17 protein-coding genes are annotated in these 22,058 nt (G+C 62.9%); 14 read left to right on the top strand and 3 right to left on the bottom strand.

Annotation, left to right across the window (positions count from 1 at the left end):
* Positions 1 to 178: 178 nt before the first annotated feature.
* From fadD2 to katG, 4 genes are all read left to right on the top strand, one after another.
* The gene (gene fadD2 / locus HNP49_RS06765; RefSeq protein WP_184681768.1) at positions 179 to 1,870 is read left to right on the top strand and encodes a long-chain-fatty-acid--CoA ligase FadD2; all 1,692 of its coding nucleotides are present in this window, start codon (positions 179 to 181) and stop codon (positions 1,868 to 1,870) included.
* 287 nt (positions 1,871 to 2,157) lie between these two features.
* The gene (gene fadD1, locus HNP49_RS06760) at positions 2,158 to 3,846 is read left to right on the top strand and encodes a long-chain-fatty-acid--CoA ligase FadD1 (RefSeq protein WP_184681766.1); all 1,689 of its coding nucleotides are present in this window, start codon (positions 2,158 to 2,160) and stop codon (positions 3,844 to 3,846) included.
* A 135-nt stretch (positions 3,847 to 3,981) separates the two neighbouring features.
* On the top strand, positions 3,982 to 8,019 hold the full coding sequence (gene hrpA, locus HNP49_RS06755; RefSeq protein WP_184681764.1) for an ATP-dependent RNA helicase HrpA: 4,038 nt from the start codon (positions 3,982 to 3,984) through the stop codon (positions 8,017 to 8,019).
* 208 nt (positions 8,020 to 8,227) lie between these two features.
* Positions 8,228 to 10,435 (top strand): catalase/peroxidase HPI, encoded by a 2,208-nt coding sequence (gene katG / locus HNP49_RS06750; RefSeq protein WP_184681762.1) that lies wholly within the window; start codon positions 8,228 to 8,230, stop codon positions 10,433 to 10,435.
* A 104-nt stretch (positions 10,436 to 10,539) separates the two neighbouring features.
* Here the strand turns inward: katG and HNP49_RS06745 are convergent, their stop codons facing one another.
* The gene (locus tag HNP49_RS06745) at positions 10,540 to 11,100 is read right to left on the bottom strand and encodes a PEP-CTERM sorting domain-containing protein (RefSeq protein ID WP_184681760.1); all 561 of its coding nucleotides are present in this window, start codon (positions 11,098 to 11,100) and stop codon (positions 10,540 to 10,542) included.
* Positions 11,101 to 11,385: 285 nt separating this feature from the next.
* Between HNP49_RS06745 and HNP49_RS06740 the strand changes: the two genes are divergently transcribed.
* The 10 genes from HNP49_RS06740 to HNP49_RS06695 all read left to right on the top strand — a co-directional run bounded on the left by HNP49_RS06740 (position 11,386) and on the right by HNP49_RS06695 (position 19,734).
* The gene (locus HNP49_RS06740) at positions 11,386 to 12,165 is read left to right on the top strand and encodes an ABC transporter substrate-binding protein (protein ID WP_184681758.1); all 780 of its coding nucleotides are present in this window, start codon (positions 11,386 to 11,388) and stop codon (positions 12,163 to 12,165) included.
* A gap of 249 nt (positions 12,166 to 12,414) precedes the next feature.
* Positions 12,415 to 13,539, top strand: coding sequence for a beta-ketoacyl-ACP synthase III (locus tag HNP49_RS06735; protein WP_184681756.1), 1,125 nt, complete (start codon positions 12,415 to 12,417; stop codon positions 13,537 to 13,539).
* Between the two features lie 7 nt (positions 13,540 to 13,546).
* On the top strand, positions 13,547 to 14,158 hold the full coding sequence (locus tag HNP49_RS06730) for an RNA polymerase sigma factor (RefSeq protein WP_184681754.1): 612 nt from the start codon (positions 13,547 to 13,549) through the stop codon (positions 14,156 to 14,158).
* Positions 14,152 to 14,382 (top strand): anti-sigma factor, encoded by a 231-nt coding sequence (locus tag HNP49_RS06725; RefSeq protein WP_184681752.1) that lies wholly within the window; start codon positions 14,152 to 14,154, stop codon positions 14,380 to 14,382. The genes HNP49_RS06730 and HNP49_RS06725 overlap by 7 nt, the downstream gene beginning before the upstream one ends.
* Positions 14,383 to 14,549: 167 nt before the next feature.
* Positions 14,550 to 14,843, top strand: coding sequence for a hypothetical protein (locus HNP49_RS06720; protein ID WP_184681750.1), 294 nt, complete (start codon positions 14,550 to 14,552; stop codon positions 14,841 to 14,843).
* Positions 14,844 to 14,856: 13 nt separating this feature from the next.
* Positions 14,857 to 15,684: a DUF692 domain-containing protein gene (locus tag HNP49_RS06715; RefSeq protein WP_184681748.1), complete on the top strand. Its 828-nt coding sequence runs from the start codon at positions 14,857 to 14,859 to the stop codon at positions 15,682 to 15,684.
* The gene (locus tag HNP49_RS06710) at positions 15,681 to 16,385 is read left to right on the top strand and encodes a DUF2063 domain-containing protein (protein ID WP_184681746.1); all 705 of its coding nucleotides are present in this window, start codon (positions 15,681 to 15,683) and stop codon (positions 16,383 to 16,385) included. Before HNP49_RS06715 ends, HNP49_RS06710 begins: the two co-directional genes overlap by 4 nt.
* 36 nt (positions 16,386 to 16,421) lie before the next feature.
* On the top strand, positions 16,422 to 17,045 hold the full coding sequence (locus HNP49_RS06705; protein WP_184681744.1) for a DoxX family protein: 624 nt from the start codon (positions 16,422 to 16,424) through the stop codon (positions 17,043 to 17,045).
* Between the two features lie 159 nt (positions 17,046 to 17,204).
* Positions 17,205 to 18,518 (top strand): OprO/OprP family phosphate-selective porin, encoded by a 1,314-nt coding sequence (locus tag HNP49_RS06700; RefSeq protein WP_184681743.1) that lies wholly within the window; start codon positions 17,205 to 17,207, stop codon positions 18,516 to 18,518.
* Between the two features lie 88 nt (positions 18,519 to 18,606).
* Positions 18,607 to 19,734 carry a GNAT family N-acetyltransferase gene (locus HNP49_RS06695; protein WP_184681741.1) on the top strand — a complete coding sequence of 376 codons (1,128 nt, stop codon included), beginning with the start codon at positions 18,607 to 18,609 and terminating at the stop codon, positions 19,732 to 19,734.
* 2 nt (positions 19,735 to 19,736) lie between these two features.
* On the opposite strand, the gene HNP49_RS06690 is transcribed toward HNP49_RS06695, so the two are convergent.
* Together HNP49_RS06690 and mnmC are read right to left on the bottom strand one after the other, a co-directional pair.
* Entirely contained in the window at positions 19,737 to 19,994 is a 258-nt protein-coding gene (locus tag HNP49_RS06690; protein WP_260407105.1) for a metal-sensing transcriptional repressor, read from the bottom strand.
* Positions 19,995 to 19,999: 5 nt separating this feature from the next.
* Positions 20,000 to 21,988 (bottom strand): bifunctional tRNA (5-methylaminomethyl-2-thiouridine)(34)-methyltransferase MnmD/FAD-dependent 5-carboxymethylaminomethyl-2-thiouridine(34) oxidoreductase MnmC, encoded by a 1,989-nt coding sequence (mnmC, locus tag HNP49_RS06685; protein WP_184681739.1) that lies wholly within the window; start codon positions 21,986 to 21,988, stop codon positions 20,000 to 20,002.
* Between the last annotated feature and the right edge of the window lie 70 nt (positions 21,989 to 22,058).

The raw sequence follows: 22,058 nt of genomic DNA, 5'->3' as shown, positions 1-22,058 counted from the left end.
GGCACTGAGGGGTTTTTCCGACTATAGCGAAGACTCGCGTTCGGTGACGCATTGTTGTCAACGATTCAGCCGGCGAATATCGACGCGCATGCTATTTGCCCCCGGGGGCAGAGCTGCTAACGTCGGCGCATCCCGCGATAGGCGGGCCAGACACACTCAGGCCGGAGGATAAAAATAAATGCAGGCTGATTTCTGGAACGACAAGCGCCCGCCAGGCGTGCCCAATGACATTGACCCGAGTGCCTATGGGTCGATCGTCGAAGTGTTCGAACGCTCCTGCAAGAAGTTCGCCGATCGTCCGGCGTTCAGCAATATGGGCGTGACCCTGACCTATGCCGAGCTGGATCGCCTGTCGGCGGCCTTTGCCGCCTACCTGCAACGTCACACCGACCTCAAGCCCGGCGAGCGCATCGCCGTGCAGATGCCCAATATCCTGCAGTACCCGATTGCCGTGTTCGGCGCCCTGCGCGCCGGCCTCATCGTGGTCAACACCAACCCGCTGTACACCGCGCGGGAAATGAAGCACCAGTTCAAGGATGCCGGCGTGCGTGCGCTGGTCTACGTCAACCTGTTCGGTCACCTGGTGCAGGAGGTGCTGCCGGATACCAGCATCGACTACCTGATCGAGGCGCGCATGGGCGACATGCTGCCAAGCCTCAAAGGGTGGCTGGTCAACACCGTGGTGAAAAAGGTCAAGAAGATGGTGCCGGCCTATCACCTGCCGCAGGCGCTGTCGTTCAAGAGCGTGCTGGCCCAGGGCAAGGGCCATGCGCTCAAGCCGGTGCCGCTGAGCCTGGACGACATTGCCGTGCTGCAGTACACCGGTGGCACCACCGGCGTGGCCAAGGGCGCCATGCTGACCCACGGCAACCTGGTGGCCAACATGCAGCAGGTCGATGCCTGCCTGTCGCAGCTGGATGACAGCGGCGTGCCGCTGATGAAGCAGGGGCAGGAGATCATGATCGCGCCGCTGCCGCTCTACCATATCTATGCCTTCACCGCGAACTGCATGTGCATGATGGTCAACGGCAACCACAACATCCTGATTACCAATCCGCGCGACATCGGTGGCTTCATCAAGGAGTTGAAGAAGTGGCGCTTCTCCGCGCTGCTCGGCCTCAACACCCTGTTCGTGGCCCTGATGGACCACCCCGAGTTCAAGGAGCTGGATTTCTCCAACCTGAAGGTCACCAACTCCGGCGGCACGGCGCTGGTCAAGGCCACCGCCGAGCGCTGGCAGGCCATGACCGGCTGCTCGGTGGTGGAAGGTTACGGCCTGACCGAAACCTCGCCGGTGGCCAGTACCAACGGCTACGGCAAGCTGGCCCGGCTGGGCTCGGTGGGTATTCCGGTGCCGGGCACGGCCTTCAAGGTGATCGATGACGATGGCCACGAGCTGCCGATCGGCGAGCGTGGTGAGCTGTGCATCCAGGGGCCGCAGGTGATGAAAGGCTACTGGCAGCGTCCGGAAGCCACCGCCGAGGTGCTCGATGCCGAAGGCTGGTTGAAGACCGGCGACGTGGCGATCATCGATGCCGGAGGCTTTGTGCACATCGTCGATCGCAAAAAAGACCTGATCATCGTCTCCGGCTTCAACGTCTACCCCAACGAAATCGAAGATGTGGTCATGGCTCATCCGCAGGTGGCCAGCTGCGCCGCCATCGGCGTGCCGGACGAGCGTTCCGGCGAGGCAGTGAAACTGTTCGTGGTGCCGCGCACGGGAGGCGGGGTGACGGTCGACGAGCTCAAGGCCTACTGCAAGGAGAACTTCACCGGCTACAAGGTGCCCAAGCACATCGTGCTCAAGGATGCCCTGCCGATGACGCCGGTCGGCAAGATCCTGCGTCGCGAACTGCGCGATATCGCCTGACCGGTGATGAGCCCTAAAACCCCGCTGCTCTTGTGCGCGGGGTTTTTTATGGCGATCTTTCCAGTGCTGAGTGAACGCTTGTTGTCTGAAAGATGACTGGTGGCGGCATTTTTGGTCACTTTTGAGACTGCTGGGGGCTGGCTTGGCTCTGGTTAGCCTTTGGCAAAGCTGCTACCCTCGGCCGGTTTTTTGCCAACTGCCAGGCAGAAAAACGCACAAAACACAATAAACAACCACCCCTTCGGGGGGGGTGAAGATCAGCTGTTGCTTTAGGAGAGTGGGCCTCCATGACTGCTAATTTCTGGAAGGACAAATACCCTGCGGGCATTCCTGCCGAAATCAATCCCGATCAGTACCCGAACATCCTCGCGGTCCTGAAGGAGTCCTGCCAACGCTTCGCCGCCAAGCCGGCGTTCAGCAGCCTGGGCAAAACCCTTAGCTACGCTGAGGTGTACGAGCTGTCCGGTGCCTTTGCCGCGTATCTGCAGCAGCACACCAGCCTGCAGCCGGGTGACCGCATCGCCGTGCAGATGCCGAACATCCTGCAATACCCGGTGGTGGTTTTCGGTGCCATGCGCGCCGGCCTGATCGTGGTCAACACCAACCCGCTGTACACCGCGCGGGAGATGGAACACCAGTTCAATGACTCCGGCGCCAAGGCGCTGGTGTGCCTGGCCAACATGGCCCACCTGGCCGAGGAAGTGCTGCCCAAGACAGGCATCAAGCACGTCGTCGTCACCGAAGTGGGCGACATGCTGCCGGCGCTCAAGCGTCTGCTGGTCAATACCGTGGTCAAGCACGTGAAGAAGATGGTGCCGGCGTTCAATCTGCCGCAGGCCGTCAAACTCAACACGGCGCTGGCCAAGGGCAAGGGCCAGGCGGTCAAGGAAGCCAACCCGGCATCCGGCGACATCGCCGTGCTGCAGTACACCGGCGGCACCACCGGTGTGGCCAAGGGCGCGATGCTGACCCACCGCAACCTGATCGCCAACATGCTGCAGGTCAAGTCGCTGATGGGCTCCGAGATGAGCGAGGGCGAAGAGGTGCTGATCGCACCGCTGCCGCTCTACCACATCTATGCGTTCACCTTCCATTGCATGGCCATGATGCTGATCGGCGGCCACAACGTTCTGATCAGCAACCCGCGTGACCTGCCGGCCATGATCAAGGACCTGGCGAAGTACCGCTTCACCGGTTTCGTCGGTCTGAACACCCTGTTCGTGGCGCTGTGCAACAACGAGGAATTCCGCAATCTGGACTTCTCCTCGCTCAAAGCCACGTTCTCCGGCGGCATGGCCCTGCAAATGGCCACTGCTGAGCGCTGGAAGGAAGTCACCGGCTGCGCCATCTGCGAAGGCTTCGGCATGACCGAAACCAGCCCGGTGGTATCGGTGAACCCGTTCCAGAACATCCAGATCGGCACCATCGGTATTCCGGTTCCGTCGACCTCCTGCAAAGTGGTCGACGACGAAGGCAAGGACCTGGGTATCGGCGCCATCGGCGAGCTGTGCGTGCAGGGCCCGCAGGTGATGAAGGGCTACTGGCAGCGCCAGGAAGCTACCGACGAGATCCTCGACGCCGAGGGCTGGCTGAAGACCGGAGACATCGCGGTGATTCAGGAAGACGGCTTCATGCGCATCGTCGATCGCAAGAAGGACATGATTCTGGTCTCCGGTTTCAACGTCTACCCGAACGAACTGGAAGACGTGCTGGCGACCCTGCCGGGCGTGCTGCAGTGCGCGGCCATCGGCATCCCGGACGAGAAGTCCGGCGAGGCGATCAAGCTGTTCGTGGTGGTCAAGCCGGGCGAGAGCCTGAGCAAGGAGCAGGTGATGGAGCACATGCGTGCCAACGTCACCGGCTACAAGATGCCGCGCGCCGTGGAGTTCCGCGAGAGCCTGCCGACCACCAACGTCGGCAAGATTCTGCGTCGCGAGCTGCGTGACGAAGAACTGAAGAAGATGGGCAAGAAGTAAGCCTGTCAGCTTCGACAAAAGCCCCGCCTCGGCGGGGCTTTTGCTTTTCTGCAACGCTACAGCTAGCCGCGGAACAGTCGCGGGAAGGGAAATCTGCGACAATCGCCGCCTTTCCCGAGACTGCTGCTGTCACCGATGACCAACGCCACGCCTGCCTTCGATCAACTGCACCACAACCTCGACCAGGCCTTGCTGGTCGATCGCCACCGTCTGCGCCGTCAGCTCCACGACCTGCGCAAGACGGCCGGCACGCCGGGCTGGGATGAAGGCAAGCTGACGCAGTGGCTGGAGCGTTTCCAGGCCTCCGTGGCCAAGGTTGACGCGCGCAAGCGCAGCGTGCCGGTCATGCGTTACGACGACGCTCTGCCGATCGCCGCCAAGCGCGACGAGATCAAGGCCGCGCTGGAGAAACATCAGGTCTTGGTGATCGCCGGCGAGACCGGCTCGGGCAAGACCACCCAGTTGCCGAAGATCTGTCTGGAGATCGGTCGCGGCGTGCACGGCCTGATTGGCCACACCCAGCCGCGCCGTCTGGCGGCACGCAGCGTGGCGACCCGCGTGGCCGAGGAAATCGGCACGCCGCTGGGTGAGCTGGTTGGCTATCAGGTGCGCTTCGAGGATCAGAGCAAGGACAGCAGCCTGATCAAGCTGATGACCGACGGCATCCTGCTGGCCGAGACCCAGCACGACCGCTACCTGGAAAAGTACGACACCATCATTGTCGACGAGGCCCATGAGCGCAGCCTCAACATCGACTTCCTCCTCGGCTACCTGAAAACGCTGCTGCCGCGCCGCCCCGATCTCAAAGTGATCATTACCTCGGCGACCATCGATCTGGAACGCTTCAGTAAGCACTTCAATGACGCGCCGATTGTGGAGGTGTCTGGCCGCACCTATCCCGTGGAAACCTGGTACCGCCCGCTGGCGGCTGAGGTGGACGAGGAGGGCGAGAGCCTACTGGATGACCTGACCGTCGATCAGGGCATCCTCGCCGCGCTGGACGAAATCGCCGCCCATGAGAAGGCCGAGGGCAAGCGCCCGGGCGATGTGCTGATCTTCCTCCCCGGCGAGCGCGAAATCCGCGAGGCCGCCGAGGTGCTGCGCAAGGCCAATCTGCGCCTGACCGAGGTACTGCCGCTGTATGCGCGGCTGACGCCGGCCGAGCAGCAGAAGATTTTCGCGCCCATGGCCGGGCGCAAGATCGTACTGGCCACCAACGTCGCCGAGACCTCGCTGACCGTACCGGGCATCCGCTACGTGATCGACAGCGGCACCGCACGGATCAGCCGCTACAGCTACCGCGCCAAGGTCCAGCGCCTGCCCATCGAGGCGATCTCCCAGGCCAGCGCCAACCAGCGCAAGGGCCGTTGTGGGCGTGTTGAGCCGGGCATCTGCGTGCGCCTGTACAGCGAGGAGGATTTCCTCGGCCGGCCGGCCTTCACCGATCCGGAAATCCTGCGTACCAACCTGGCGGCGGTGATCCTGCAGATGCTCCATCTGCGTCTGGGCAGCATCGAGGCGTTCCCCTTTATCGAGCCGCCGGATGGCAAGGCCATCAGCGACGGCTTCAACCTGTTGCAGGAGCTTTCGGCGGTCAACCGCGAGGGCCAGCTCACCCCGCTGGGCCGCCAGCTGGCACGCCTGCCCATCGACCCGCGCCTGGGACGCATGGTGCTTGAAGCCGCCCAGCTCGGCAGCCTGGACGAGATTCTGATCGTCGCCTCGGCGCTGTCGGTGCAGGACCCGCGCGAGCGGCCGATGGACCGCCAGCAGGCCGCCGACCAGGCTCATGCCCAGTGGAAGGACGTGGATTCCGATTTCGCCGCGCTGATCAACCTGTGGCGCGGCTTCGAGGAAAAACGCCAGGAGCTGGGCAGCAATCCGCTGCGCAATTGGTGCAAGAAGAACTTCCTCAACTACATGCGCCTGCGCGAGTGGCGCGACGCGCACCGCCAGCTGGTACTGATCGCCCGCGATCTGCAGCTGTCGGCAGCGAAAGCTACGGATAAGCGTGAGCCCGAGTCGGCATCCAAACCGGTCAAACCGACCACCGACACCAAGGTCAATGTGATCGCCCGCGAGCAGGCCGAGGCCAGCGAAGCGGCGCAGCGCGCCAAGGGCTACGCCGCCGTGCACAAGGCCATTCTCAGCGGCCTGCTCAGCCAGATTGGCCAGAAGACCGAGGACGGGGATTACCTCGGCGCGCGTCAGCGGCGTTTCTGGATTCATCCCTCGTCGGTGATTGGTCGCAAGAAGTCCACCTGGGTCATGGCCGCCGAACTGGTGGAAACCACCAAACTGTTCGCCCGTATGGTCGCCAAGATCGAGCCGGACTGGATCGAGCCGCTGGCCGGTCATCTGATCAAGAAAAACCACTTCGAGCCGCACTGGGAGAAGAAGCGTGGCCAGGTGGTGGCCTTCGAGCAGGTGACCCTCTATGGCCTGATCGTGGTCGGCCGCCGCCCGGTGCACTATGGGCCGGTCGATCCGGTGGCCGCGCGCGAGCTGTTTATCCGCGAAGGTCTGGTCGGGGGTGAAATCAACAGCCGCGCCAAATGCCTCACGGCCAACCGCGAGCTGCTGGAGCTGCTCGATGAGCTGGAGGCCAAGGCCCGCCGGCGCGACATTCTCGCCGACGAGGAAACCCTGTTCGCCTACTACGATACCCGGCTGCCGGCCGATATCTATCAGGCAGCCAGTTTCGACAGCTGGTACAAGCAGGGCAGCGCCAAGGACTCGCAGCTGCTGCTGATGCGCGAGGAGGACGTGCTGGCCCGTGAAGCCAGCGAAGTCACCGCCGCACAGTACCCGGACCAGTTGCGTCTGGGCGAGTTGCGTCTGCCGCTCACCTATCACTTCGAGCCCGGCCATGCCCGCGATGGCGTGACCCTGCGCGTGCCGGCGCCGCTGCTGCCGCAGCTGCCGCCCGAGCGCCTGGAGTGGCTGGTGCCCGGTCTGCTGGAGGCCAAGGCCATCGCGTTGGTGCGCGGTCTGCCCAAGGCCATCCGCAAGAACTTCGTGCCGGTGCCGGATTTCGTCGGCGCGGCCCTGTCGAAGATCGCCTTTGGCGAGGGTTCTCTGCCCGAATCGCTCGGCCGCGAGCTGAGTCGCATGACCGGTGCCCGTGTGTCCGAGGAAGCCTGGGCCGAATCGGCGGCGGGCCTGGAAGCGCATCTGCGCATGAACCTGGAAGTGGTCGATGCGCGCGGCAAGTTCCTCGGCGAAGGCCGTGATCTGGCCGAACTGTGCGCGCGCTTCGCCGAGGCCAGCCAGGCGGCGTTGGCCATTCCGCAGCAGAAGCAGGAACAGAAACCCGTCGAGGCCAAAGCATTTGCTCAGGTCGCCGAGAAGACCCAGCAGAAGATCGCCGGCCTCTCGATGACGGTGTTTCCGGCTCTGGTCGAGGAGGCGGGCGAGGTCAAGGAAGGACGCTTTGCCACCCAGGCCGAAGCCGATTACCAGCATCGTCGTGCCCTGCAGCGACTGCTCCTGCAGCAACTGGCCGAGCCGGCCAAGTTCCTGCGTGGCAAGTTGCCGGGGCTGACCGAGCTGGGGCTGCTGTACCGCGAGCTGGGCCGACCCGAAGCGCTGGTCGAAGACATCCTGCTGGCCAGCCTGGATGCCTGCATCCTCGAGGGTGAGCCGCAGTTGCCGCGCGATGGTGCGGCGCTGGCCGCTCTGGCCGAGCGCAAGCGCGGTGACTGGGCGGCGCATGCCGAGCGCATCGCCCGGCTGACCCTGAGCATCCTGCAGCTGGCCCACGGCCTGCAAAAGCGTTTCAAAGGCAAGATCGACCTGGCCCAGGCCATGGCCCTGAATGACATCAAGCTGCAACTGAGCCATCTGGTCTATCCGGGCTTTGTGCGCGAAACCCCGGCCGAGTGGCTCAGGGAGGTGCCGCGCTACCTCAAGGCCATCGAGCAGCGCTTCGATAAAATCTCTGCGCAGCTGCAGCGTGACCGCGTGTGGACCGCCGAATTCAACGCCGCCTGGGAGCAATACCAGGCCCGCGCGGCCAAGCATGCCCAGGAGGGCAAGCGCGATGCCGAGCTGGTGCTGTACCGCTGGATGCTGGAGGAATACCGCGTGTCGCTGTTCGCCCAGCAACTGGGCACCAGGATGGCGGTGTCGGACAAGCGGTTGAGTAAACAATGGAGTGCAGTGGAGGCCTAGAGCCTCCCTCTACTGGTTGAGTCCAGCCGCAAGCAGTGCTGCCGTATTCGCTTGCAACACTCTTCCGGAAAGTGACTGATTAACGGGGCTCCCACGGTCTTCTTCCTGACTACTATCAGTGCCATTCCTAAAACCTATTGGCGAGGTTTGGGGTGCAGGGTCAACACTCTGTCCACGAATTAGGCGCAAGCAAAAGGAAGGAAAGACCATGTCAAACGAAGCCAAATGCCCGTTCGCTGCCGGTGCTGCCAAACACACCATTGCCGGCGGCCCGTCGAATGCCGACTGGTGGCCCAATCAGCTCAAGCTGAGCATCCTCCATCAGCATTCCGCCAAGTCCGACCCCATGGGAGAGGCGTTCAACTACGCCGAAGAATTCAAGAAGCTGGACCTTGATGCCCTGGTCAAGGACCTCACCGCGCTGATGACCGACTCCCAGGACTGGTGGCCGGCCGACTGGGGTCACTACGGTGGTCTGATGATCCGCATGGCCTGGCACGCCGCCGGCACCTACCGGATTCAGGATGGCCGTGGCGGTGCCGGCACCGGCAACCAGCGCTTTGCCCCGCTCAACAGCTGGCCGGACAATGGCAACCTGGACAAGGCCCGCCGTCTGCTGTGGCCGATCAAGCAGAAATACGGCCGCCAGATCTCCTGGGCCGACCTGTTCATTCTGGCCGGTAACGTTGCCCTGGAATCCATGGGCTTCAAGACCTTCGGTTTTGCCGGTGGCCGTGCCGATATCTGGGAGCCGGAAGAGGACATCTACTGGGGGGCCGAGCGCGAGTGGCTGGCCACCAGTGACAAGCCCAACAGCCGTTATCAGGGCGATCGCCAGCTCGACAATCCGCTGGCGGCAGTGCAGATGGGCCTGATCTATGTGAACCCCGAAGGCCCGGACGGCAACCCTGATCCGGTGGCGTCCGGCCGCGATGTGCGGGAAACCTTCGCGCGCATGGCGATGAACGACGAGGAAACCGTGGCCCTGGTCGCCGGTGGTCACACCTTTGGCAAGGCCCACGGCGCAGGCGATCCGTCGCTGGTCGGTCCGGAACCGGAAGCCGCAGGTATCGAAGAACAGGGCTTGGGCTGGATCAACAAGTTCGGCAGCGGCAAGGGCGTGCACACCACTACCAGCGGCATCGAGGGGGCCTGGAAGCCCAATCCCACCACCTGGGACAACGGCTACTTCGACATGCTGTTCGGCTACGAGTGGGAGCTGACCAAGAGCCCGGCCGGTGCTCATCAGTGGACCCCGAAGAACTGCAAGCCTGAGCACCTGATTCCCGATGCTCACGATCCGTCGAAGAAACACCCGCCGATGATGACCACGGCCGACCTGTCGCTGCGCATGGACCCGGCTTACGAGAAGATTTCACGGCGCTTCCATCAGGACCCGCAGGCGTTTGCCGACGCCTTTGCCCGCGCCTGGTTCAAGCTGACTCACCGTGACATGGGCCCGCGTGCCCGTTATCTGGGCAAGCTGGTGCCCAAGGAAGAGCTGATCTGGCAGGACCCGGTGCCGGCTGTGGATCACCCGCTGGTCAATGAGCCGGATGTCGCCGCGCTCAAGGCCAAGGTGCTGGCTTCCGGCCTCTCGGTCGCGCAACTGGTCACTACCGCCTGGGCCTCGGCCTCGACCTTCCGTGGCAGCGACAAGCGTGGCGGCGCCAACGGTGCGCGTATCCGCCTGGCGCCGCAGAAGGACTGGGCGGTGAACCAGCCGGCGGAGCTGGCCAAGGTGTTGGCGGCGCTGGAGTCGATTCAGAAAGACTTCAATGCAGCAGCGACCGGCGGCAAGAAGATCTCGCTGGCTGATCTGATCGTGCTGGCCGGTGCCGCAGCGGTTGAGGCAGCGGCCAAACAGGCTGGTGTCGAGGTCAAGGTGCCCTTTGCTCCGGGGCGCACCGATGCCAGTCAGGCGCAGACCGATGTCGAGTCCTTTGCCGTGCTGGAGCCGGCTGCCGATGGTTTCCGCAATTACGTACGGCCGGGGCTGGAGGAGAAGGCGGCCGAGCTGCTGGTCGACAAGGCCCAGCTGCTGACCCTGACCGCGCCGGAAATGACCGTGCTGGTTGGTGGCATGCGTGCACTGGGCGCCAACTTCGATCACTCGGCCCATGGCGTGTTCACCCAGCGGCCAGGGACCCTGAGCAATGACTTCTTCGTCAACCTGCTCGACATGGGCACTCAGTGGAAACGTTCGGCCAGTGCGGGTGTGCTGGAAGGGCGGGATCGCGCCAGTGGCCAGCTGAAGTGGACGGCCACCGTGACCGATCTGGTCTTCGGCTCCAACTCGCAGCTGCGTGCTCTGGCCGAGGTGTATGCCGCCAGCGATGCGCAGGCGAAGTTCGTCAAAGACTTCGTGGCGGCCTGGACCAAGGTGATGAACCTGGATCGTTTCGATCTGGCCTGATGCGGGGCGCGGTCATGCGCGTGCGCCGTGCAAGAAAAAGCCCCTGACCTTTGTGGTCAGGGGCTTTTTCATTTTCGGGGCCAGAGACTCCCCGAAGGAGGGGCTCAGGCGTCTTGCTGGGCCTTGCGACGGCGCACAACGCCAGCCATCAGGCCGAGGCCGGCCAGCAGCATGGCATAGGTTTCCGGCTCCGGAACAGGAGCGGCGATCTGCTCGACGGATACGTCGTCCAGGCGCCAGGTGCCAGTACCCGGGTCGGTTGCAAAGAAGAACTGCATCAGGGTGCTGCTGGAGGTGGCGACGAAAGTGCCGGTGCTCTGCAGCCACTGGGTAGTGGTCGGAACCAGAGTCGAGCCGCTGAAGTCGCTGAAGCTGTAGCGCAGCTCATTACCTGCGGTCTGGTAGGCGTTGGAGAAGAAGGAGAAACCGTAGGTTGCACCAACGATGGTCGACAGCGTCTGCGACAGGGTGGCGAAGCCGCTGTTGTCATAACCATAGGCGCCGGCGCTGCCGGTGTGGGCTGCCTGGTTGCTGGCGGTGCAGAGATCGGCACCGCTGCAGCTCCAGCCGCTGAGGCCGGATTCAAAGCTGCCGTTGGTGACCAGGTTGGCGTTGGCGTTTGCCGCGGCGACGCTGAGCAGAGCTGCGGTCAGAAGTTTTTTCATGGGGGCTCTTCCCTAAGTTTATGGAGGGGTGCGTCAAGGTGTTGACTTTGACTGGGAGATTGTCGTGTCGTGCGCCTTGCGTGTCAATTCGCTGACTGTGGTCAAAAGTACTGTTCCAGAGCGGTTGCCGGGATTAATCCCTCATCCTTATGGATAAGTTCCGGGTTATCTGGGCGGATACGCTTACGTCGAACGATAATCTGTTGTCACTACTGTCCCGGCGGCTGAGTGGCTCTGCCTATACTGTGCCAAGGGAACTGGGGGATGGATGCAAGGGGGCGGTGGATGCGGTTTTTGCTGTTGCTGCTGTGGCTGTATGGGGGATTGCCTGCTGTGGCTGCCGAGGAGACTCGGGCTACCCACCTGACCTTTTGCTATGAGGACAAGGAATCCTTTCCCTGGGTGATGCCTGAGGGCCGCGGGCTCAATTTGCTGTTGCTCAAGCAGGTGGCTGCGGCACTCGATCTGCAGGTCCGCTGGGTGGCGGTACCCTGGCGCCGGTGTCTCGCTGGCCTTGAGAAGGGCGTCTACGAGGGCGCCTTTGCTGCCAGCTACATGGCCGAGCGTCTTGCCCAGGGTGCCTATCCGCTGGACAACGATGGCCGGGTCGATGAGAGCAAGCGTCTGCATACCCAGGCCTACGCCCTGTATTCGCGCAAGGATGATGCCGTGGGCTGGAACGGCAGCGAGTTCCGCCAGTTGCAGGGTTCGATAGGCACGCTAAGCGGTTTCTCCATCGTCGACTTCCTGCGTCTGCATGGCGCTGTGGTGGTGGAGAGCAGTCGCGACCCTGAAGCGCTGCTGTACATGCTGGCTACCCGCCGGGTACAGGCAGTGGCCTTGCAGGTTCTGCGCGCCGATCATGTCCTGCAGAGCAATGCCGAGCTGGCGGCGGTGATCGACAAGGCCAGTCTGCCGCTGGAGACCAAGGCCTACTACCTGATGCTGTCGCATCAGCTGCAGCAGCGCCAGCCGCAACTGGCCCGACAAATCTGGGAAGAGGTTCAGCGGCAGCGCGACTCTACGGCCTATCGCGAGCAGATGAACAGTCTGCTGCAGCCTTGAGGGCCGTTCGCGCTCTATTGCGCAGGACGCAGTACTGCCAGGTGGGTGTGGCTTAAACGGCCTGGCATCTGTCTGACAAGGAGGCGGCGATGTCGTGGCTGTGGCAAACTCCATGCTTTGCCAAATGTTGACAGCGCACTGGGCTGTGGCGCGGCTACATTGCTTGAATTTTTTGCCTGGGGCTGCGGGCCGCAGGCGTGATGTTTAACCGGCCGCCGTGGGCGACCATGACAATAAAGAGGAAAGTCCGTGCACAACGTCGTAATCAGTGGCACCGGTCTGTTTACCCCCGCCAACAGCATCTCCAATGCGGAGCTGGTGACGGCTTTCAATGCTTATGTGCAACAGTTCAATGCCGACAATGCCGCCGCTATCGAGCGTGGCGAGGTCGAGGCTCTGAGTGAGTCCAGCGAGGCTTTCATCGAGAAGGCTTCGGGGATCAAGAGCCGCTATGTAATGGACAAGGAGGGGATCCTCGACCCGCAGCGCATGACCCCGCGCATCCCCGAGCGTCCGAACGAAGAGTGGTCGATTCTCTGCGAGATGGCTGTCGGCGCCGCCAAGGAAGCCCTGCAGCGTGCCGGCAAGACGGCGGCCGATATCGACGGCGTGATCCTCGCCTGTTCCAATCCGCAGCGTGCCTACCCGGCGGTGGCGGTGGAGGTGCAGGCCGCACTGGGAATTAACGGCTGGGCCTATGACATGAACGTGGCCTGCTCTTCGGCCACCTTCGGTATCCAGGCAGCAACCAACGCGGTACAAACCGGTCAGGCCCGTGCGATTCTCATGGTCAACCCGGAAATCTGCACGGGTCACCTTAACTTCCGCGACCGCGACAGCCATTTCATCTTTGGTGATGCGGCGACCGCCGTGGTCATCGAGCGCGCCGACCTGGCGACCTCGGCCTACCAGTGGGATGTGGTCGGTACCAAGCTGGTTACCCAGTTCTCCAACAATATCCGCAACAACTTCGGCTTCCTCAACCGCTGTGCGGAAGAGGGCATCGGTGCCCGCGACAAGCTGTTTGTGCAGGAAGGGCGCAAGGTGTTCAAGGACGTCTGCCCGATGGTGGCCGAGCTGATTGCCGCGCACCTGGCGGAGAATCAGTTGAACGTCGCCGACGTCAAGCGCTTCTGGCTGCACCAGGCCAACCTCAACATGAACCTGCTGATTGCACGCAAGCTGCTTGGCCGTGATGCCGAAGCGCATGAAGCGCCGGTGATTCTGGACACCTACGCCAACACCAGTTCGGCCGGCTCGGTGATTGCCCTGCACAAGAATCAGGATGACCTGCCGGCCGGGGCCCTGGGGGTGCTCAGCTCTTTCGGCGCGGGTTATTCGATTGGCAGCGTAATTCTGCGCAAGAAAGCCTGAGCTGCCGATGGCGGACCCGGCCGAGGATGAACTGCTTACCCGCCTGCTGGCTGGTGAGCAGCGCGCCTACAAAGAGCTGGTGACGCGTTATCAGAGCGCCATGCGCGCAGTGGCCTATGCCATCGTCGGCAGTCGTCATGCCGACGAGGTGGTGCAGGACGCCTGGCTGGCCGTGGTGCGCAACCTCGATGGATTTCAGCAGCGCAGCAGCCTGAAAACCTGGTTGCTGACCATCACGGCCAACACGGCCAAAACCCGCCTCAAGCACAACCGCCGCGAAGTGCTGCTGGATGACCTGCCTGGGCCACACGGCAGCGTCGGCGCTGAGCGCTTTGCCGCCGACGGCCACTGGCAGATGCCTCCGCATGCCTGGCATGCGGACTCGCCTGAAGCGTTGCTCAGCGAGGAACAGTTGCGTCAGTGTCTGGAAAAGACTCTGGCCAGCCTCTCCGAAATGCAGGCCAGCGTGTTGCTGCTGCGAGAGCGCCAGGGCCTGGAACTGGAAGATATCTGTAATCTTCTGGATCTTTCGCTCTCCAATGTACGGGTGCTGCTGCATCGTGCGCGACTCAAGGTGTTCGCCACCCTTGAGCATTTCGAGGAGACCGGCCAATGCTGAGCTGCAAGGATCTGGTTGCCCAATCCAGCGACTTTCTCGATGGCCAGTTGAGCCTGCGTGAACGTCTGGGGGTGCGTGCCCATCTGGCCATGTGTCGCCACTGCCGTCGCTTTATCCGCCAGATGAAGGTCAGTCAGCAGGTCTTGCGTCAGTTGCCCGACGCGGCCATCCCAGAGCTCGACGCCCTGGCCGAGCGTCTGGCGCAACAGCGCCGCAAATCCTGAATACAGTGCGGCTTTCGCTATCAGTCCTGTCGTTCTCTCCTGCAAAACCTGCTTACAGCCGATCAAAAAACTTTTCGTTCGTCTGTAACGCCCAGTGTTCTTCTGCGTCTAGTGTTGCGAAGGGGCCATGCTGGCCCCCATCTGTGAACCACCACTGGAGCGTTTCCATGAACAAGTTGAATACCGTTGTTGTCACCCTTGGCGCCGCCCTGCTGAGCACCGCGGCCGTATCCGCGCAAGCTGCCGGGAATCCGTTTGCTGCCCAGGAACTGAGCAGCGGCTACAGCCTGGCAGCCCATGAGAAGGGCCACGAAGGTTCCTGTGGCGAGGGCAAGTGCGGCGGTCAGATGAAAGCCGAAGAGGGCAAGTGTGGCGGCGACAAGGCGGCCAAGGAAGGCAGTTGCGGTGAGGAAGGCAAGGCCGTCAAAGAAGGCAAGTGCGGCGCCGAGAAGGCCGAGTAAGGTCGCCACGGACATGACCATGCAGCCTTTCGTAAGCGGCGCCGGCCTTGGCCTGCGTCGCGGCCTGCTCACGGCGCTGGCTGACAGCGCCGTTGGCCGGGTGGATTTCCTCGAAATCGCCCCGGAGAACTGGATTGGCGTAGGCGGGCGGTTTGCCCGCCAGCTGCGCGGCCTCAGCGAGCGCGTGCCGTTCCTCTGCCATGGTCTGTCCCTCAACCTCGGTGGCGTGGCGCCGCTCGATATCGAGCTGCTCAAGGCTATCAAGGGGTTTCTCGATGAGCACGGCATCCGCGGTTACAGCGAACACCTGTCGGCCTGTGCCGACGAGGGCCAGCTGTACGACCTGATGCCGTTGCCGTTCACGGCGCAAACCGTGCAACGGGTCGCCGAGCGCATTCGCACCGTGCAGGATGTACTGGAACGACCGTTGATCATCGAAAACGTCTCGGCCTATGCGCGCCTGCCCGGCGAGCTGGACGAGACCAGCTTTATTCGCGGGGTGCTGGACGAAGCGGATTGCCAGCTGCTGCTGGACATCAACAACGTCTACGTCAACGCGACCAATTTCAGCTTCGACCCGCTGGCCTATATCCAGGCCATGCCGGGCGAGCGCATCGCCTACCTGCACATGGCCGGGCACTACGACGAGGCTGCCGGCCTGAAGATCGACACCCACGGCGCGCCGGTGTGCGATCCGGTGTGGACGTTGCTCCAGCAGACCTATGCGCTGCATGGCGTGCGTCCTACTTTGCTCGAGCGCGACTTCAACTTCCCGCCGGTGAGCGAGCTGTATGCCGAGGTGGCGCAGATCCGCGCCCTGCAACAGGAGGCCGGACGATGAGCGAGCGCGACCAGCTGGCCTTCGCCGCGCGCATTCGCCAGCCCCAGGGTGAGGCCTTGTTACCGGGGATCACCGCCGAGCGCATGGCTGTGTACGAGGGCCTGTTTTTCAACAATATCGAGAGCTTTCTCAGCAGCGGTTTTCCGGCGCTGCGCCGGCTGTTCGCTGACGATCGCTGGCAGCGCCTGGTGCGCAGTTTTATCGCCGGGCACCGCTGCGTCACGCCGTATTTCCTGCAGATCGGTGCGGAGTTTGTCGGCTGGTTGCAGCAGGGCTTTGTCGCCGAGGCGGATGATCCGCCTTTCCTCCTCGAACTGGCGCATTACGAGCGGGTCGAGCTGGAACTGGATGTGGCCACAGTCGAATTGCCCGCGCAGGGCTGGTCACCACTGGCCTGGCCGTTGGCCTATGCCTGGCCGGTGCAGCGCCTGAGCGCCGAGTACCGGCCAGTGCAGGCTCCGGCCGAGCCAACCTGCCTGCTGGCCTGGCGTGATCGTGCGGACAAGGTGCGTTTCCAGCAGCTTTCGCCGTTCGCCTATCACCTGGCTGTGCGTCTGCAGGCGGGGGAGGCCAGCGCGGCGGCGTTACTGGCCCTGGCCGAGGCCAGCGGTCTTGCCGCCGACGAAAGTTACTTCACCCATGCCCGTGCGTTGCTGGATGACTGGCAACGCCAGGACATCTGGTTCCCCCCGACCATCTGACCGGCCAGGCGCACAGCCCAGCCACCGGAGACATTCATGCTGCCCCTGCTCAATCGCCTCCAGGATGCCCTGGACGCTAGCCGTCGCCTCGACTTTCTTGGCCCGCTGCTGCTGCGCCTGTACCTGGTGCCGATTTTCTGGATGGCCGGTACGCACAAGCTGGCGGACATGCAGGCCACCATCGCCTGGTTCGGCAACCCGGACTGGGGTCTTGGCCTGCCATTTCCCGAACTGCTGGCCTGGCTGGCGGCGCTGACCGAGGCGGGCGGGGCGATCCTGCTGCTGTTCGGTCTGGCTCTGCGCTGGATCAGCATTCCGTTGATCATCACCATGCTGGTGGCGATCGTCAGCGTGCACTGGCCCTATGGCTGGCAGGCGATTGCTGACCCCTCGGCGCCGTTCGCCAATGAGCGAGTAATGGCCTCGGCCGAGAAAATCGAGCGGGCGCGCGCGCTGCTCAAGGAACACGGCAACTACGACTGGCTGACCAGCAGTGGCAAGCTGGTGGTGCTGAACAACGGCATCGAGTTTGCTGTCACCTACCTGGTGATGCTGGTGGCGCTGTTCTTCAGCGGTGCCGGGCGCTGGCTGAGCCTGGATTACTGGCTGGCGCGCCAGTGCAGGCATCCGCTGCGGTCGGCCTCCAAGGCTGACGATTGATCGTCTTATGTTGGAAAGGAGTAAAAAGTTCCGCTGTCATCTAACTTTCATCTAACGGCAACTGAGCTGAAATAACCCCCCGCCAAGATTCCCCTCCAACACCGCTGGGTCAGATGCCCGCGTGTTTTTGAACGCAAAGACTAATTAGGGGAATCCTCGATGATGCGTAAGCAGTTTGCCGGTTTTGCCGCCAGCGCTCTGGCTCTGGCCGTTTCGGCCCAGGCCATGGCCGGTACCGTGACCACCGATGGCACCGATATCGTGATCAAGACCAAGAGCGGTCTGGAAGTTTCGACTACCGACAAGCAATACAGCTTCAAGTTTGGTGGTCGCCTGCAAGCCGACTACGACTCGTTCGATGGCTTCTACACCAAGAACAACAACAGCTCCAACGAAGGTTACCTGCGTCGCGCTCAGCTGGAATTTGGTGGCAACTACAAGGATTGGCGCTACCAGATGAACTATGACGGCGCAGACCTGGCCGGCTCGAGCAGCAAGTGGGATGAAGCGTCGATCACCTACACCGGTTTCTCCCCGATCAATATCAAACTCGGTAAGTTCGATCAGGACTACGGTCTGGAGAAGGCCACCAGTTCCAAGTGGACCACGGCTATCGAGCGTACCGCCGTGTACGATCTGGCTTCCTGGGTCAATGACAAGGAAGACGGCATGGGGATTCAGGTCAGCGGCATGACTGCTGGCATGTTCTACGGTTCGGCCGGTATCACCCAGCAGGATGCCAAGGATAATCTGACCGAGGATGAAGACGGTCAGGACACCAATACCTTCAACGCTCGCGGTGTGTTCGCGCCGATCGTTAGCGAGACCGAAGTCCTGCACTTTGGCCTGGATTATGCCCAGCGTAGCTACGATGACGACAAGTTCGCCGGCAAGATCGATTCCCGCCTGGGTGTGCGTGGCGTTACTGAACAGTCGAGCGATTACTCCGGCAAGCTTGTCTTCGGCAACAGTGACAAGACCGGTTTCTTCGATGATGACCAGGTCTGGGGCGCTGAATTCGCCTACATGAATGGTCCGTTCTCGGTGCAGAGTGAATACCTGACTCGTACCCTGAGTGGCCAGGATGAGAATGGTGACCGCGAAGCAACCGGCTACAACATGCAGCTGGCCTACACCCTGACCGGCGAATCGCGCATCTACAAGCTGGACGGCGCCAAGTTCGACGCCATCAAACCGATGGACAAGCAGCTGGGTGCCTGGGAAGTGTTCTACCGCTTTGACAATCTGGAAGTTGAAGACGACGAGGATCTGGGTGTAGCCGGTATCGATACCACCACAGCCGATATCCACACCCTGGGTGTGAACTGGTATGCCAACGAGGCGGTCAAGGTGTCCTTGAACTACCTGATGACCAAGTCGGATGAAGACACCGTTGCCGTGCAGAAGCGCGCTGCCGATGCCGATGATGACAATGGCAATGCCCTGTCTCTGCGCGCCCAGTACGTGTTCTAAGTCAGACTTCATCAGCTGACTGCTCCCCCTTGAGCCCCGCCATTGGCGGGGCTTTTTTTCGGCTGGAGGAAAGCCCAGACTGACGCCCATGACCGTGCATATCCTCAACAGCCTGCAGCAGATCGGCGCCCGCGAGTGGGACGGGTTGCTGCCGGCAACCGCTCAGCCCTTTCAACAACATGCCTTTCTCTCCTGCCTGGAGGACAGTGGCAGTGCCGCTCCTGGCAGTGGCTGGCAGTGCAGTCATCGCCTGTGGCGCGGTGAAAGAGGGGATGTGCAGGCTGTGCTGCCGGCCTGGGTCAAGAGCCACTCGCGTGGCGAGTATGTATTCGACTGGGCCTGGGCCGATGCCTGCCAGCGGGCTGGGATTGCCTATTACCCCAAGCTGCTCAGCGGCGTGCCCTTTACCCCGGTGGTGGGTGAGCGGCTGTTGGGGCAGCAGTCAGCGCTAGTTGCCCTGCTGGAACAGGGCGTGGCGCAGCTGGTCGAGCAAGGGCTGTCCAGTTGGCATATCAACTTCACCCTGCCGGAAGAGGGCACCTTGCTGGCGGGACAGCAAGGCTGGCTGCAGCGCCTGGGTTGCCAGTTTCATTGGTACAACCACGGCTATCGCGACTTTCAGGATTTTCTCGACAGCTTTACTTCGCGCAAGCGCAAACAGCTGCGCAAGGAGCGTGAGCAACTGGCTGGGCAGGGCCTGGAGTTCGACTGGCGCCGCGGGGCCGAGTTGAGTGAGGCCGAGTGGGACTTCGTCTACGCCTGCTATGCCAATACCTATTGGGTGCGCGGTCAGCAACCCTATCTGACGCGGCTGTTCTTCAGCCTGCTGGCCGAGCGTATGCCGCAGTTAATACGCGTGGTGCTGGCGCGCCAGCATGGCCGGCCGGTGGCGATGGCATTCAGTCTGCAGGGGACGGGCTGCCTGTATGGCCGCTACTGGGGTTGCCTCACCGACTTCAACTTCCTGCATTTCGAAACCTGCCTGTATCAGGGCATCGACTGGGCCATTGCCCAGGGCCTGGCACGTTTCGATGCCGGCGCTCAGGGCGAGCACAAGCTGATTCGTGGCTTCGAGCCGCAACTGACCGAGTCCTGGCACTACCTCTGTCATCCCGGCTTGCGCGCGGCCGTGGCGGATTTCCTGCAGCAGGAGCGTCCGGCTGTGCAGGCTTACGCCGAACAGGCACGGCAGGCCTTGCCCTACAGGCAGGGCTGAATTCAGGTGTATTTGGTAAAGATGGCGCGGACCTGCGCCAGTGCTTCGGCTGGAGACTGTTCCGGCGTGAGCAGGGCCTCTTCCAGCAGGCAGGCGAGCATCTGCTGGTAGGCTTTTTCCAGGGCCTTGCGCGAGGCGGCAAACTGCTGGGCGATGGCTTCGCAGTCCTCGCCGCGGCGAATCATTGCCTGCAGTCCCCGGATCTGCCCTTCGACACGGGCCAGGCGTTTGAGCATGGCTTCTTGTTGCGGGTTTGGCATGTCGGTCACGATTGCTCCACAGGGCGGCTGGGGGTGAAGGCGCCGCGCACCAGCTGGCGCAGCAGATAACGGTTGGGGTGGCAGGCTTCGGCTACTGCTCGCGGCAGTGGCAGTGGTTCATTGTTCAGCCAGGAGGCCAGCAGTTCACCGGACAGTGGTGCAGTGATCAGCCCGCGCGAGCCATGGCCGCTGTTGAGATAAAGGCCTTCCTGCCAGGGGCAGGGCGTGTCCGGCGTCTGCCGGGCATCCCTGGCCAGCACGGCATAGTCCCTGGCAAAGGCTTCGGCATCGGCCAGCGGACCTACCAGCGGCAGATAGTCGGGGGTGGTGCAGCGCAGGGCGGCACGCCCTTCGAGCCGGGCAGGATCGAGCTGGTCGGCGTGCAGGCGCTGGTGCAGGTCGCAGGAAATCTCGCCGAGCAGGTCGAGGTTGCTGGCATGCTCCTCGGTCGAAGGCTGGCTATCCAGACGCTGGAAGTTGAAGCTGGCACCGAGGGTATGTTCGCCCTTCCAGGCTGGTGCCACATAGCCTTCGGCGCATACCACGGTTTTCAGGGCCTGACTGGCTGGGGTGGCCGGCAGGTGGGTGATTTGTCCGCGGATGCCCTTGAGCGGTATGCCTGCCGTCTGGGTAAACCGCAGGATCTCCACGGCGCTGGCGAGGATGACCACCGGCGCCTCTGCCAGCAGCTGCGCGCCGCTCCAGGCCTGCCACTGGCCATCGACACGGCGCAGTTCCAGCGCCTCCTGATGCAGCAACAGGCTGATCCCCGGGTGTTCGGCCAGTAGCCGGCACAGCGCTGGTGGATGAGCCCAGCCGGCATTGGGGTAAAACAAGCCGCCGCTGGGCAGGTCGATGCCGCTCAGCTGTTCAGCTTCATTGCGGTCGACCTGACGCAGCAGGTCGACGGGAAAGGCGGAGGCGAGGCTGCTCTGGCGGGCCTTTTCCTTGTCGTCAAGGCCAAGCTGGAGCACGCCACAGGGCTGCCAGGCCTGACCCTCGGGCAGCTCCTGCAGCAGCCGGCGGGTGCGTCCGTAGCCGCCGACAATCAATTGCGACAGCGGCGTATGGTGGGCGGACAGCTTGAGATAGAGCACGCCCTGCGGGTTGCCGGAAGCTTCCTGGGCCAGCGCGCTGTGGCGCTCCAGCAGGCTGACCTGCCAGCCCCGGGCGGCCAGGCTGGCGGCGCTGCTGCAGCCGGCCAGGCCGCCGCCGATGACCAGGGCGCGGCGCTCGACAGGCTCAGGCGGACGCGCATACCAGGGCTTGCCGGCAGGCTGTGGCGGACCACTGTAATGGCCCTGGAGCATTTCCCATTTCTTGCCGAAGCCCGGCACCTTGCGCAGGCTGAAACCGGCCTCGATGAGGCCCCGGCGGACAAAACCTGTGCTGGCGAACGTGGCCAGGCTGGCGCCGGGAGCAGAGAGCCGCGCCAGTTGGGCGAACAGTTCGGGCGACCACATTTCCGGGTTCTTGGCTGGGGAAAAGCCATCGAGGAACCAGGCGTCGATCTGGGCATCCAGCTGGGCCAGGCTGGTGCTGGCATCGCCGATCAACAGGGTCAGCTGTATCCGGCCAGCGGCAAAGCTCAGGCGCTGGAAGCCCGGGTGGATGCCCTGATATTGCGCCAGCAGGGCGCGGCTGTAGGGTTCCAGCTCCGGCCACAGCTGCCAGGCACGGGCCAGATCGGCCAGCTGCAAGGGGTACTTTTCCACACTGACAAAGTGCAGGCGTGCACTGCTCGGTGCACATTGTTCGAACAGCTGCCAGGTGCAGAGAAAATTCAGGCCGGTGCCGAAGCCGGTTTCCCCGATGCACAGCTGCGCGTGTTCGGCCAGGGCGGCAAAACGCTCCGGCAGGTGGCTGTTGGCGAGGAATACATAGCGGGTTTCCTCCAGTCCATTGGCCTTGGCGAAATAGACGTCATCGTAACGACTGGACAGCGGTTGGCCCTGCTCGTCCCAGTCGAGCAGGGCATGCTGGAAATCATTCATGGGGGAGCTCTGTTGCCGGCAAAGGCGCTAGTTTACCGCACAGACAAGCCTGCGCTGATCGGCTAGGGTA

The sequence above is a fragment of the Pseudomonas fluvialis genome, assembly GCF_014207935.1.
GTDB lineage: Bacteria > Pseudomonadota > Gammaproteobacteria > Pseudomonadales > Pseudomonadaceae > Aquipseudomonas > Aquipseudomonas fluvialis_A.
The sequence above is the reverse complement of the archived record's forward strand: the minus strand, read 5'-3'. Positions and strand labels throughout refer to the sequence as shown.

Bases quoted from the DNA above. Each gene is read 5' to 3' on its own strand.
- HNP49_RS06710 (WP_184681746.1), top strand. From the start codon at position 15,681: ATGAGCGAGCGCGACCAGCTGGCCTTCGCCGCGCGCATTCGCCAGCCC.
- HNP49_RS06740 (WP_184681758.1), top strand. From the start codon at position 11,386: ATGCGGTTTTTGCTGTTGCTGCTGTGGCTGTATGGGGGATTGCCTGCT.
- katG (WP_184681762.1), top strand. From the start codon at position 8,228: ATGTCAAACGAAGCCAAATGCCCGTTCGCTGCCGGTGCTGCCAAACAC.
- HNP49_RS06730 (WP_184681754.1), top strand. From the start codon at position 13,547: ATGGCGGACCCGGCCGAGGATGAACTGCTTACCCGCCTGCTGGCTGGT.
- HNP49_RS06705 (WP_184681744.1), top strand. From the start codon at position 16,422: ATGCTGCCCCTGCTCAATCGCCTCCAGGATGCCCTGGACGCTAGCCGT.
- HNP49_RS06695 (WP_184681741.1), top strand. From the start codon at position 18,607: ATGACCGTGCATATCCTCAACAGCCTGCAGCAGATCGGCGCCCGCGAG.
- hrpA (WP_184681764.1), top strand. From the start codon at position 3,982: ATGACCAACGCCACGCCTGCCTTCGATCAACTGCACCACAACCTCGAC.
- HNP49_RS06700 (WP_184681743.1), top strand. From the start codon at position 17,205: ATGATGCGTAAGCAGTTTGCCGGTTTTGCCGCCAGCGCTCTGGCTCTG.
- mnmC (WP_184681739.1), bottom strand. From the start codon at position 21,988: ATGAATGATTTCCAGCATGCCCTGCTCGACTGGGACGAGCAGGGCCAA.
- HNP49_RS06725 (WP_184681752.1), top strand. From the start codon at position 14,152: ATGCTGAGCTGCAAGGATCTGGTTGCCCAATCCAGCGACTTTCTCGAT.
- HNP49_RS06720 (WP_184681750.1), top strand. From the start codon at position 14,550: ATGAACAAGTTGAATACCGTTGTTGTCACCCTTGGCGCCGCCCTGCTG.
- HNP49_RS06745 (WP_184681760.1), bottom strand. From the start codon at position 11,100: ATGAAAAAACTTCTGACCGCAGCTCTGCTCAGCGTCGCCGCGGCAAAC.
- fadD2 (WP_184681768.1), top strand. From the start codon at position 179: ATGCAGGCTGATTTCTGGAACGACAAGCGCCCGCCAGGCGTGCCCAAT.
- HNP49_RS06715 (WP_184681748.1), top strand. From the start codon at position 14,857: ATGACCATGCAGCCTTTCGTAAGCGGCGCCGGCCTTGGCCTGCGTCGC.
- HNP49_RS06690 (WP_260407105.1), bottom strand. From the start codon at position 19,994: ATGCCAAACCCGCAACAAGAAGCCATGCTCAAACGCCTGGCCCGTGTC.
- fadD1 (WP_184681766.1), top strand. From the start codon at position 2,158: ATGACTGCTAATTTCTGGAAGGACAAATACCCTGCGGGCATTCCTGCC.